The organism is Pseudobutyrivibrio ruminis HUN009 (genome assembly GCF_000703005.1).
GTDB lineage: Bacteria > Bacillota > Clostridia > Lachnospirales > Lachnospiraceae > Pseudobutyrivibrio > Pseudobutyrivibrio ruminis_A.
In genome coordinates this window covers 1,681,654-1,694,582 of record NZ_JNLH01000001.1, presented here as the reverse complement: position 1 = coordinate 1,694,582, position 12,929 = coordinate 1,681,654, and the positions used below count along the sequence as shown (strand labels likewise).

Here is a 12,929-nt window from a genome sequence, read left to right as displayed (position 1 = left end):
GGCAAAGTTTCCAAATATTTATAAATTCACCAAGCTTTAAAAGTTTTTCATACAACATTACAGTTTTCATTGTCAACACATTGTTAAGGGTGTATAATAACATTGTTTTCAACACAATAAAATTTTTGCGTTTTAAAGGGACAGTAATGTATGATTAAAGATGTATATGGATATGTCAGTGATCTACCGGCGGGATGTATTACAGAAACTGACATCTATACAGATTCGGGGGCACTTCTTTGCCCAAAAATGACAGTCATCGACCAAAAGATTTTACAGTCGTTGTCTGACTATCATGGGAAAATCCACGCTACTATTTATTATTCAGATGCGGATGAATTTGATTTAGAGGATGATTTTCCACTTCCAGATGATTCCATATGTTTTGATGAAAGCTTCAGACAGTATGCCATGGAGTCTTTAGCTAGGCTGTACGCAAATCTTGATGATATAGATAGCCTAACTAAGGGAATCATTCAAATCGGAGAAAAGGTTTGTAGCATAATAAATGACTCAAAATCCTTGAGCCTTAATCTTTCAAAGCTAAAGGTATGTGATGAATACACTTACAGACATTCTGTAGATGTAGGTACAATGGCAGCCATATTAGCAAAGGCCTTAGGAGAATCTGATTCATTTGTAAAAGATATTACCGTTGTGGGTCTTCTTCACGATATCGGAAAAGAAGAAATTCCAAATGACATTTTAAATAAGCCAGGAAAGCTTACAGCTACAGAGTTTGAATTAATCAAGACTCATCCCGTAAGAGGATATCGCCTGCTCGCCAAATCTCCTGACCTTACTGAGGAGATGCGCCAGGCAATCCTAAATCATCATGAAAATATTGATGGTTCAGGATATCCTAGAAATCTTTCTGGCGATCAAATAGGAAAGATGGCTCAAATCATTTCTATTGTAGATGTGTATGATGCTCTTGTTACTGCAAGACCATACAAAAGAGCCTATACTCCAGCAGAAGCAATTGAAATAATGTTTACAATGAGTAACAAGTTTAATCTGAAATACTTCAGAGCATTCCTTACTATCGTAAACATCTATCCAAATGGTTCTACTATCAAGCTTAGCAACGGTGAAGAAGGCGTGGTTGTTCGTCAAAACAAGGCTTATCCACTTCGACCAGTCATTAAAATTACAAGCATTCAAACGGTTGTTGATTTATCAAATGACCGCAACTATCTAAGCACTGTAATCGTTAAATAAAACCTTATATAAAACTTGGGGCAGCTCTTTCGAGTTGCCCCACTTTTGTCTTTATTATTACTCTTCTGTTGTCTCTTCTACAACTGTTTCTACTTCTACCTCTTTCTTCTTTGCAAGATATTTCTTTACTGCAAAGTACTCAAGGCAAGCGATAAGAAGAACAAGTACTGCATCGATAGCAAAGAGAATCTTCTCCCATGTAGGTAGGCCTGCGCTGATTTCTGAATCGTATGCACGGCTGTTTACTACAGTGTAAAGAATGTTGTGAGAAGCTGTTCTCATAGCAATTACTGATGTAGCAGATTCCTGATCTGTAACTGTAGACTGTGGTGTAGCGTATGTTGCAAGCATAAGGTCACAACCATTTCTAATCATACGGTCAGAATCCTGATATCCGTATCCACCGAAGTAATCTGTCTCTGCAAGACCTCTGAATCCCCACTCGCCACGAAGTACTGTGTTAAGAAGCTCTGAGCAAGCCTCAGCTGGTACTGTACCGATGTTGTTGAATGCAACCATTGTTGCACCTGGGTTTGAGTTCTTGAATACAATTTCAAATGACTTTAAGTAAATCTCACGCATTGACTGCTCATTGAGCCATGTGCAAAGGAAGTTTGTTCTGTTTGTTTCCTGGTCATTTGTTGCAAAGTGCTTAACGTATGAGTATACGCCCCACTCTCTTGCACCATTTACAGCGTTTGCGCACATCCAACCTGCAAGTACGCCATCCTCTGAGTAGTACTCGAAGTTACGTCCTGCAAATGCAGATCTGTGTGTGTTTGTAGCTGGAGCATACCAACCAGAAACATCCATGTCGTTTGCCATACGGCCGATTGACTGACCAAATGCAAGTGCAATGTCCTTGTTCCATGTGCAAGCAATCATAACTGCTGCTGGGAATCCGATAGAACCCTGGCCTGTAAAGTTGTTGTTGATTGAAGCAGGACCATCACAATCGTATGTCATAACCTTGCCGATTGAATCAACTGCTGATGTCTCGTATCCACCGAGCTCGATAAGTGTGTTCATATCTGAAACTGTAAGCTCATCGAGAAGTGTATCCCACATTGGATCATCGTAATCAAGACCACGAAGATCTGCAAGCTTAACACCATTGTCAGCGCCTGTTGTAGGCATTACATCTGAATCATTATTGTAATCAGTAGGATCATAGTTTGTCTCGTTGAAGTAAGTAGCCTTTGCTTCATCAGACATTTCATAGCTTGTTGGAGCAGCTGTTGCCTCGTCATAGTTAGCGAAGCCATCTGCACGTGAAAGGTAAGTTACATCACCTTCTGCGAAGCCAAACTGGTTTGTAGCTGCAACCTGATCTGACTCACGCTTGTTTGACTCATCATAAACGATTGTAGAGTCAACTGTTACTGTATCTGTAGCAATCTTGTTGTGTGAATCTGAGTTGATAGAAATCTCATAATCACCAGCCTCAAGTACATAGCAGCCCTCGCCGTATGTGTCGTATGAAGCCATATCTTCAAGCGCAAATGAGATGTTGATTGTCTCTGATGCACCTGGCTCAAGTGTAGAAGTCTTTGCAAACTGGATTAAGTTTGCAGCTGCCTTCTCAATGCCGCCGTTTGTGTATGGTGGGTTGTAGTAAACTTCTACAACGTCCTTACCAGCAACATCACCTGTGTTTGTAACTGTTACATCAAATGATACTGTTGTACCATCATTTGTGATAGGTCCCATCTCCTGAGAGAAGGTTGTGTACGATAATCCATAACCAAATGGATAAACTACTGCAGAGTCGTAATCGAACTCCATGTTGCCAGCCTGAGCCTCAGCATAGGCTGTCTCATAATATTTGTAACCAACGTAAATACCTTCTACATAGTTTACGAAAGTAGGATAAGCCATGCCGCCCTCAGCGAACATATTCTCATATCCGTACTCTTCCATGTTTGTGTAATCGAAATCACCAAAGTTGTTTGCTGTTGGTGTTGCGAATAAGTCTGATACAAATGTGTCAGCTGTCTTACCAGATGGGTTGATTTGACCTGCAAGGATTTCGCCAAGTCCGTCGAAACCTGTCTGACCTGTACCTGGGCAGTAAAGAACTGACTTAATCTGTGAGTAATCGTTAACGAAGCCAAGCTCCATAGCGTTTGCTGAGTTAACAACTACGATAACCTTGTCAAAGTTTGCTGTTACTTCATCAAGAAGTGCCTTCTCTCTGTTTGAAAGCTCAAGGTATGACTTAGATGCATCAAGATCGTCCTTCTGATCTGAGTAACGCACTCCTGTTGCTCCAAAGAAGCTAGAGCCATCATTGCTGTATGTGTCTTCTCCGTCATATGACTGTGGAAGATCTGCTCCCTCACCACCTGAACGTGCGATGAAGAAAATAGCTGTATCTGAGAAGTCCTTGGCATCTGTGATAAGGCTGCCATACTCAGAAACTGTTGGCTCAGGAATTGTCCAATCCTGTCCCATCATACCTATTGTAGGTCTTTCTGTTCTCCATCCTGTATAGAAATCTACAAGGTCCTGATTGTACTCGATACCTGCATCAGTAAGACCTGTAAGGAAATCAACTGTTGGATATGCATCTGAAAGTGCACCTGATCCTGTACCACCATAAATTGGGTTTGTTGAAGACCAACCAAATACGTTGACCTTTGTACCCTCTGCAAGAGGAAGTGCTGCATCATCATTCTTTAAAAGAACAATACCCTCTTCAGCAATTTCTGTTGCAAGAGCTTTTGCCTCTTCGATGGCTTCATCTGAAATTGTGCCACCACCCATTGCCATGTTTACCATTGAGTAAACAGGTCCGAGTAGAATAGTATTTACTACTATAACTACTACTAATGCGAAAGCAAGCCAAGCTTCCTTTCTGATGAAGCCCTTAAGAGGCTTCTTAGCCTTCATCGCACAAATTGTAACGATGATTGCTGCAACGAGTGCCACGCCTAACACGATAAGCTGTGGAATCATTGTTTGTAGTACGGCGATAACGTCCGCAATGTTGATTGATAACATTTTCTTCTTCTCCTTCCTTTCAACTAGCGTTAAAAGTTATATCTCATTCGGCCTTTGGTGTTTCTGGGAAAATGATCTTATTTACAAAGAAGAAGACCACCATAGAAACTCCGCCGTTGAGTACTGTAGTTCCGATGTTGTACAGCCAAGCTGGTACAAACATTCCTGCAACTGCTACCCAGATGCAGTTAATTGAGTTAACGATGCATGTTATTACAATGAATGCTGCAATATACCATGCTATCTGCTTGCCAGGCTTATCGTGATTACGGAAAACGAAAAGCTTTTGAATTGGGAAATTAATGCACTCACCAATTACCATTGCAATCATATAAGCTGTGAAGTAAGCAAGTCCTCCGTGTGCCTGGTCATAACCAAGGATATTCCAATCGAAAGTCTCACCTGCGATTGTAAGTGGAATTCCTGGCCATCCAAATGCTCTGTCGCCTAAGAATGCGAAGGCTGCCGGCAAAAATGTAAGTAAAAGATATTTGAATACTGTAATCAAGTTACTTACTATTACAAACAAGCCACCTTCTCGCACCCACTTTGCTGCTGCCGGGTGCTTCTCAGCAAAACTATTCCATAAATTCATCTAACTACTCCAATCCGTCTGTTACACTCACAAGCATTATGTTTCTCCGTTCATACATTATTCACTTGAGAAACATAATAGCTTGTTAGTTACAGACTCACTTATTATTTATGATTTAATCTACTTTCGTATTTCTTGTTCAGACCGCGGTTGCGGAAGAATCCTCCAATCACACCACCAAGACCTCTGAAGAAGTGTCCATTGGCGATGGTTACGATTGACTCAACCATTTCACGGCTAACCATTCCGCCTGACATCTTGCTAATTGCTCTGAAAGGCATGTTGTAGATGAACATTGTGTTCAAGTCTGGAACACCCTTTTCATAAGACTTATCAAGATTATTCTTGAGAATCTTGTAAACCAATCTGCAAAGTCCGCTCTTGGCATCCTTCATCTGACAAAGAGCATCGTTGATATCAAGTGGTCCAACCTTTTCCTCAGGAAGTGGCTTAGCATAAAGCTTTTCGAACTCCTCGTAATGAACGTTTCTAACCTTTCCTGTCTTGTAGCTTGGAAGTGTTTCGATGTCGTAAGGAAGCTCTGTAATTGTGCCTTCCTTTGTGATTGTTCCTGTAAGTACGATGTCAGCAACGTTCTTTCCAACGTAAATCTGATACTCACCGCCTTCGATTTCCCACTTGTTTGAAACAGTTGAGAAATAACGGAATGTCTTATCATCAAATGGAATCTCTACTTCCACTGATTCGCCAGCCTTAATCCATACCTTCTTGAAGCCCTTAAGCTCCTTCTTAGGACGGATAAGTCCTGACTGGCTCTTGCCAACATAGAGCTGAGCAATTTCAGCACCGTCGCGCTTTCCTGTATTTGTGATAGTAAACTTAACACCATCCTCTGTAACAGAAAGTGCTGAATACTCAAATGTTGTATAGCTAAGTCCATATCCGAATGGGAACTGAACTGCCACATCTGCTGTATCGTAATAACGATATCCAATGAAAGGTCCTTCGCGATACTGAAGATTTCTCTTTTCCTGATCTGCATAATTAACAATTGAGCAGTCCGCATATGCGAATGGATAAGACTCAGAAAGCTTACCAGTAGGAATTTCCTTTCCAGTGATGATATCAAGAAGAGCTGACGCTCCAGCCTGACCTGTTAAGTATCCGTGAAGCAATCCCTGGAGATTTGAAAGCCAAGGCATCTTTACTGATGAACCAGCACTCATAACACCAACGATGTGCTTGTTGTAAACTGTAAGCTCCTCAAGCTCTTTGATTTGATACTCAGGAACATCGATAGACATTCTATCTGCTCCCTCGCTCTCTGCGATTTCATCAAGACCAAAGAAGAATAAAACAACATCTGCTGCTTCAGGATCATCAATAACCTGTAAATCGTAATTTGCAATCTGCTCTCTGATTGTCTCAACCTTTGTTGAGTTAACCTGTGAGCTTCCTGAACCCTGATAACGTGGCTTATCCACGAATGGTCCTCTAAGGCATACCTTTGTGCCTGCTGCAAGAGGAAGGATGTCCTCGTCGTTCTTAAGAAGAACTGCTGAGTTAACAGCTGCCTTTTTAGCGATAGCATGATGAGCTTCTTTATCAAAGCCCTTTGTGTGGTCGTTTTCTTTGAAGTAGATTGCTGCTTCGATAATTGGAAGAATTGCTCTGTCGATTTCTTCCTCCGTGATGCGACCTTCGCCCTCTGTAGCTGCCTTAATAAGCTCTCTAGCTGAATCAAGTCCTGGGTTTGGCATTTCCACATTTGACTGACACTTAACACCAGCAACATGGTCATTACTTGCACCCCAGTCAGTAACTACGATTCCATCGAATCCCCATTCATTTCTGAGGATGTCTACAAGCAGATGCTCGTTTTCGTTTGCATACTTGCCATTAACTTCGTTGTAAGCAGACATGATTGTCTTTGCTCCACCTTCTTTAATAGCAATTTCAAATGCTGTAAGGTAAATCTCTCGAAGTGTACGCTCATCTACAACTGCATTCATTGCCATTCTGCGATACTCGCGAGAGTTAACTGCGAAATGCTTTGGACAAGAATAAACATGCTTGCTCTGTATACCCCTTACATAAGAAGCTGCCATCTTGCCGGCAAGGATTGGATCCTCACTAAAGTATTCAAAATTTCGTCCGCACAGTGGAGAACGTTTCATATTTAAGCCTGGACCAAGAAGTACATCAACGTTCTGTGCAACTGCTTCCTCACCAAGAGCTGCTCCAATTTCTTCACCAAGACTTTCGTCCCAGCTGTTTGCTACTGTAGCTGCTGTTGGAAAACATGTAGCTGGAAGAGATGCATTAAGCCCCAAATGATCTCCTGCCCCCTCCTGACGACGTAAGCCGTGAGGACCATCTGAAAATGAAATCGACTGAATTCCAAGTCTTGGAATGTCACGTGATTCCCACTCATTCTTTCCGCTCAAAAGAGCTGCCTTCTCCATCAATGTAAGCTGTGAAATAATTTCTTTAGCGTCCATCTACATCCTCCATAAAATACTAACTAGCCAAAGTCCGTCTGTTACGCCTACAAGCCTGATGAACTCTCCGTTCGATACATATCTCACTTGAGAGTTATCAGAGCTTGATGGCTACAGACTCACTGGAATAACCTCAACTAATTTTTTCTTGATATTAATTTACACCCTGCCACAAAAAAAAGTTGCCCCGAAGGACAACTTGTCATTTATCCGTGATAACTGGCATTATTTGCTTGCAGCCAGAAGCACTTTAACCTTGAACCAGCCATCTTCATAGCTGCAATTCATTGCGCCGCCGTACTTTTCTGCAACCTGAGTAATGGACTTAAGTCCATATCCATGCTTTACGTTATCTCCTTTTGTAGTTTTAGGTAGGTTATTCTTTCCAAAGAAACTACGCCTCTGATTATTTCGAAGCTTTACATTTTCGCTGTCAGAGTAATTCTCACATTCTACAATGATAAACTGGTTTCTTTTACGAACAGAAAGTGTGATAAGACGCTTTTCCTTATCAACAACCTGCTGAGATGCTTCGATAGCATTGTCCAGAATATTTCCAAACAAAGAGCAAATGTCTTTTACATGGATATCTGCCAATAAATCACCGTCAACCATTGCGTTTAAGGTGATGTTCTTCTTTTGGCACTGGAGGCTCTTTGTAGTAAGCACAACATCAAGAACCTTGTTTCCTGTATTCATAAAGGATTCCTGTATTGCAATAGCCTGTTCCATATCTGCAAGAACTTCTGAGCGACGCTCTGGATCATCCTCGTTTTTGAGAGCCATAACGTAATGCTTCATGTCATGCATTTCCTTACGCAAGGCCTCGGAATTATCAATTGCAAGCTTGTACTGCTCGTACTGTTTTTGGAAAAGCTGATTAATCTCGGTACTTTCCTTTCGAAGGGCCAACTCGTTTCTACGGCCCATCTCTGTCATCAGCATCAGCATTCCTCCGAAATCTACCAGAGTACGAACATAAAGCATGTTCTCTGTGGCAGAGAATGGTGTTCTGCTGTTTACAAAACTGATATTGGACATGATAAAGGCTCCAATACCTGTGGCGAGAACACTAATCATCTCTTTATTGCTGATGTTAAGGTTTCTATTAGATGGCACATTGCCACGTTCAAATCTGTAATAAACAATATAAGTTGCAATGTACACCAGGAGCATATTGCAAACAGATTCGACCATACCTTCCTGCTCAGTAATTTTTACGCTCCACACATAAAGCTGCTTATAAAGGCTGGCAGCAAACTCTGCCAGTACAAATGCATGAGTTGTAAGAACCGCACAATCCCTAGGCTTTATATCCAAAACAATATAAAGTGAAAAGTACATAAGTCCTACTGCACCGATCATAGTAGGAATCCAAAAACCCAGTGGCAACAACCCCGCTATAAATTGAAATGCGACCAAGATAATAAATATAGCAATACAGTAAATAGCAAATTCCTTATCATGCCTCTTTTTCTTGTATATATTAAAGTAAACAAAAACCGCTAGCCATTCAGCAATAGCGGTAAAAAGTCTTGGGGTGTCCTGTATATTTACAGGGTTTAAAAATGCATTAAAAACCATTACAAAATATCCTCCGTCAACGCAGCCATGAACTCTTTCTTTCTGGCACGACTTATTGGAAGCATCACCTCATTTGTTAATAAAACTTCCTCTTTTTGTACAGCTTCAACCTCTGAAAGATTGATTAAATATGCATTATGGCACTTGCTAAAACCATGTTCCATCAGCATCTCATCAAACCGCTTGAGAGGCCCTGCTGTAACATAATCATCATCCTTGCAATGTATAACCACATTGTTACGCTGACTTTCAATATAGATAATATTGTTGCAGTCAAGCTTTAGCTGCTTGTCATCAACAGCAACCTTTATATAAACATGCTGTTGCTTGGCCTGCACTCTCACTATTGCCTTGTCAAAAATCTGCTCAAACTGATTATATGGCACAGGCTTAAGAACATATCCTAGCGCATCCACTGCATATCCCTGCACTGCATACTGAACTGTGGATGTGATAAAAATAATGATAACATCAGAATCCACCTGGCGGATTTTCTCTGCTGCTGCCATGCCATCCAAATGCTTCATCTGAATATCCAAAAGGATAATATCAAACTGTCCCTTATAATCATCCACCAAATCTATTCCATCTGGCAGATTTGTAATATTAAACTGCTGATTCTTTGCCGAACTGTATTTACTTATATAATTCTTTAAAACTGAAGCCTGTTCTAGCTCGTCTTCAACTATACAAACATTAATCATGCTATTAAAATAATACAAATTTGAATTGTGCGCAAGATTAAAAAAGGTCCTTGCCATAGGCAAGAACCTTAAAAATCTATTAGTCTTGAGACATCTTTGCAAGCTTTGCAGCCTGATCTGCTGCGATAAGTGCATCAAGAATTTCCTGAATATCTCCGTTCATAATCTTATCGAGCTTGTAAAGTGTAAGGTTGATACGGTGATCTGTTACACGTCCCTGTGGGAAGTTGTATGTACGAATCTTTTCTGCACGATCACCAGTACCAATCTGTGAGCGACGCTCTGCAGCTTCTGCATCCTGCTGCTTCTGAAGCTCTAAATCATAAAGCTTTGCACGAAGGAGTGCGAAAGCCTTTTCCTTATTCTGAAGCTGTGACTTTTCTGTCTGGCTATAGATAACAATTCCTGTTGGGTAGTGAGTAAGACGAACAGCTGAATCTGTTGTGTTGACACACTGACCACCGTTACCTGAAGCACGCATTACGTCGATACGGATATCCTTTTCATCAATATGGACATCTACTTCTTCTGCCTCTGGCATAACTGCAACAGAACATGTAGAAGTCTGGATACGGCCCTGAGACTCTGTCTCTGGTACACGCTGTACACGGTGTACACCAGACTCGTACTTAAGGATTGAGTATGCACCAGTTCCCTTAACCATGAACTCGATGTTCTTCATTCCGCCGATACCTGTCTCGTCTGCTTCAAGAAGTTCAACCTTCCATCCACGTGACTCTACATAATGTACGTACATACGGTAGATTTCTGCTGCGAAAAGAGCTGCTTCCTCTCCACCTGCACCTGCACGAATTTCTACGATAACGTTCTTATCATCGTTAGGATCCTTAGGAAGAAGTAAGATTTTAAGCTCCTGCTCAAGACGCTCAACCTCAGCCTGAGACTCTTTCATCTCTTCCTTTGCAAGCTCCTTCATTTCTTCGTCTGATTCAACCTCGAGAAGCTCTAACGAATCCTGAATGTTCTGCTTGTGAGCTGAATACTGCTTGTAAGCCTCTACGATAGGTGCAAGCTCAGCCTGCTCCTTCATGAGTGCTCTAAATCTGGCATTATCGTTAGCCACATCTGGCTCAGAAAGTAAATTCATTACTTCCTCGTATCTTAATACTAAATCTTCTAATCTATCAAACATGCTAAAACCTCCATGTTATTAACCACTTAATTAACAGACACAATACATCTGCATCGCTATAGGTGTCCCTTAACGACTCTATCGTTGCCTGCTAAATCCTTTATTACTTCAACGTCCTTGAATCCTGCCTCTTTAAAAAGCGTAGAAACATCTGCTCCCTGATCATAGCCGATTTCCACCAAAAGCCAGCCACCATCATTAAGATAATCCCCTGCTTCTGCAGTGATTTTCTTATAGAAGAAAAGGCCATCCTCTGTGCCGTCTAATGCAAGACGAGGCTCATGATCCTTTACCTCTGGCTCCAACTCATCTACTACTGCAGATGGAATATATGGTGGATTTGATACGATGGCATTGAACTTGCCACTAACTGGCTGGAACATATCGCCTTTAACAAAATCCGCCTTACGGCCTACAAGCCTAGCGCCATTCTCGCGGGCAACAGCAAGTGCTTCCTCTGAGATATCTACACCTATTCCTGAAAGCCCCTGTCCCAGGACAACAAGAGATAGAATAACACATCCACTGCCAGTACACAAATCCAAAATATGGCTACCACTAGGAATGACCTTTAGAGCCTCCTCTACGAGAGTCTCAGTATCCTGGCGAGGGATGAGAACATTTTCATTTACCCAAAATGTGATGCCCATAAAGTCCTGCTCTCCAGTGATGTGCTGGAGTGGCTCATGGCCTGCTCTCCTTAAAAGGACATCCTTATATTTATAAAGAATATTATTATCGATTTCCTCTGATTGCTTCAGAAAATACTGAGCCTTTGTAAGGCCGCTTACAAAAGAAAGAAGATACCAGGCATCAATCTTAGCATCAGCAATATTTTCTGATTCCAATAATACTATTCCTTTATCTAAAGCCTGTTTAAAAGTCATACCTAAAAACACTCCCTGTTTTCTTCGATGAATCCTTTCCAATCAAACACTGCTTCTACTGAGGCAATTCCAACCTCAATCATATCATCATCTGGCTCCATTACTGTAAGTCTCTGCAACCATAGTCCTGGCTTAGAAAAGATATTTACAAAGCCATTTTCATGACGCCCTGCAAGCCTAATGAACTCGTATGAAATACCAGCGATAACTGGAATAAGCAAAAGTCTTGCAATAAGCTTTAACCATGTATTATCGAAAGTGATAAACATGAAAACAAAAACTGAAATAATGAACACTATGAAGATAAAACTGGTTCCACAGCGCTTATGAAAACGAGTGGATGAGCGAACGTTTTCGACTGTAAGTGGCTTTCCTGCCTCCACACAATTAATGCATTTATGCTCTGCACCGTGATACATAAAAGTACGCTTGATATCCTCCATATGAGAAATCACCACAATGTATCCAATGAAGATGCCGATTCGAATAAGTCCTTCGATAAGAGCAATCAATGCCTGCGACTCAATATATTTGTTTAACCCAAGGGAAATAAAGTAAGGCAATGCAAAGAAAATACCAAGAGCAAGCACAAATGACAACACCAGCGTGCCACCCATCTCAGCTTTTTCCTTTTTCTCGAGCTTTTTAAGCTCTTCCTCAGAAAGCTTTGATTTATCGACGGCATCCTCTTCGTCCTCGAAGAAGCTAGCTGAATACATAAGTGTACTAAGGCCAATTACAAGGGAATCTATAAAAGATACCATACCTCTGATGATTGGGATTTTGTGCCACATGTCATTTATGTCTTTTGTATTTTTAACATCTACTGCAATAGATTTGTCTGGTGTACGAACTGCTACGGCATATTTGTTGCCATTTCGCATCATGACGCCTTCCATTACAGCCTGTCCGCCTATGCCTGAATACTTCATTTTAAGCCCCCTACACGAAATAAAGGGCTGAGACGAATCTCAACCCTTAAAAGTCCAAATAAATGACTACTTTGCGTCAATACCATACTTCTTGTTGAACTTGTCAATACGTCCACGAGCCTGTGTAGCTTTCTGCTGGCCTGTGTAGAATGGATGACACTTTGAACAAATTTCTACGTGGATGCTCTCCTTTGTAGAACCTGTTACGAATGTGTTACCGCAGTTGCAAGTAACTGTAGCCTGGTAATAATCTGGATGGATACCCTGTCTCATTTAATTTCACCTCTCATAATAATTTTTTACAATTTCCAACTGTAATTTGTGAGATAAAAATCTCGAATACTGCTTAAATGCGAGGGTCTCGCATTTCATCCCGATTAACAGCTTC

At 41.2% G+C, this 12,929-nt stretch carries 10 protein-coding genes; 1 reads left to right on the top strand and 9 read right to left on the bottom strand.

The annotated features are described in order from the left end of the window. Positions 1 to 150: 150 nt before the first annotated feature. Entirely contained in the window at positions 151 to 1,221 is a 1,071-nt protein-coding gene (locus BO15_RS0107625; protein ID WP_052169835.1) for an HD-GYP domain-containing protein, read from the top strand. Between the two features lie 57 nt (positions 1,222 to 1,278). Here the strand turns inward: BO15_RS0107625 and BO15_RS0107620 are convergent, their stop codons facing one another. From BO15_RS0107620 to rpmE, 9 genes are all read right to left on the bottom strand, one after another. Beyond that, positions 1,279 to 4,224 carry a glycoside hydrolase family 3 protein gene (locus tag BO15_RS0107620; RefSeq protein WP_033153795.1) on the bottom strand — a complete coding sequence of 982 codons (2,946 nt, stop codon included), beginning with the start codon at positions 4,222 to 4,224 and terminating at the stop codon, positions 1,279 to 1,281. 43 nt (positions 4,225 to 4,267) lie between these two features. Continuing rightward, on the bottom strand, positions 4,268 to 4,819 hold the full coding sequence (locus tag BO15_RS0107615) for a GtrA family protein (RefSeq protein WP_033153794.1): 552 nt from the start codon (positions 4,817 to 4,819) through the stop codon (positions 4,268 to 4,270). Positions 4,820 to 4,923: 104 nt separating this feature from the next. Next, positions 4,924 to 7,281, bottom strand: a complete 2,358-nt coding sequence (locus BO15_RS0107610) for a glycoside hydrolase family 3 C-terminal domain-containing protein (RefSeq protein WP_033153793.1) — start codon at positions 7,279 to 7,281, stop codon at positions 4,924 to 4,926. A gap of 225 nt (positions 7,282 to 7,506) precedes the next feature. Next, on the bottom strand, positions 7,507 to 8,646 hold the full coding sequence (locus tag BO15_RS0107605; protein WP_157752326.1) for a GHKL domain-containing protein: 1,140 nt from the start codon (positions 8,644 to 8,646) through the stop codon (positions 7,507 to 7,509). Between the two features lie 218 nt (positions 8,647 to 8,864). After that, entirely contained in the window at positions 8,865 to 9,569 is a 705-nt protein-coding gene (locus BO15_RS0107600) for a LytR/AlgR family response regulator transcription factor (protein ID WP_033154767.1), read from the bottom strand. A 79-nt stretch (positions 9,570 to 9,648) separates the two neighbouring features. After that, complete coding sequence (gene prfA / locus BO15_RS0107595) at positions 9,649 to 10,722, bottom strand: peptide chain release factor 1 (RefSeq protein ID WP_033153791.1); 1,074 nt, start codon at positions 10,720 to 10,722, stop codon at positions 9,649 to 9,651. Positions 10,723 to 10,778: 56 nt separating this feature from the next. Further along, on the bottom strand, positions 10,779 to 11,609 hold the full coding sequence (gene prmC, locus BO15_RS0107590) for a peptide chain release factor N(5)-glutamine methyltransferase (RefSeq protein WP_033153790.1): 831 nt from the start codon (positions 11,607 to 11,609) through the stop codon (positions 10,779 to 10,781). Between the two features lie 2 nt (positions 11,610 to 11,611). Then, the gene (locus BO15_RS0107585) at positions 11,612 to 12,541 is read right to left on the bottom strand and encodes a DUF1385 domain-containing protein (RefSeq protein ID WP_033153789.1); all 930 of its coding nucleotides are present in this window, start codon (positions 12,539 to 12,541) and stop codon (positions 11,612 to 11,614) included. Between the two features lie 66 nt (positions 12,542 to 12,607). After that, a complete protein-coding gene (gene rpmE / locus BO15_RS0107580; RefSeq protein ID WP_015550865.1) occupies positions 12,608 to 12,814 on the bottom strand; it encodes a 50S ribosomal protein L31 in 207 nt (68 codons plus the stop codon). Positions 12,815 to 12,929: the final 115 nt, after the last annotated feature.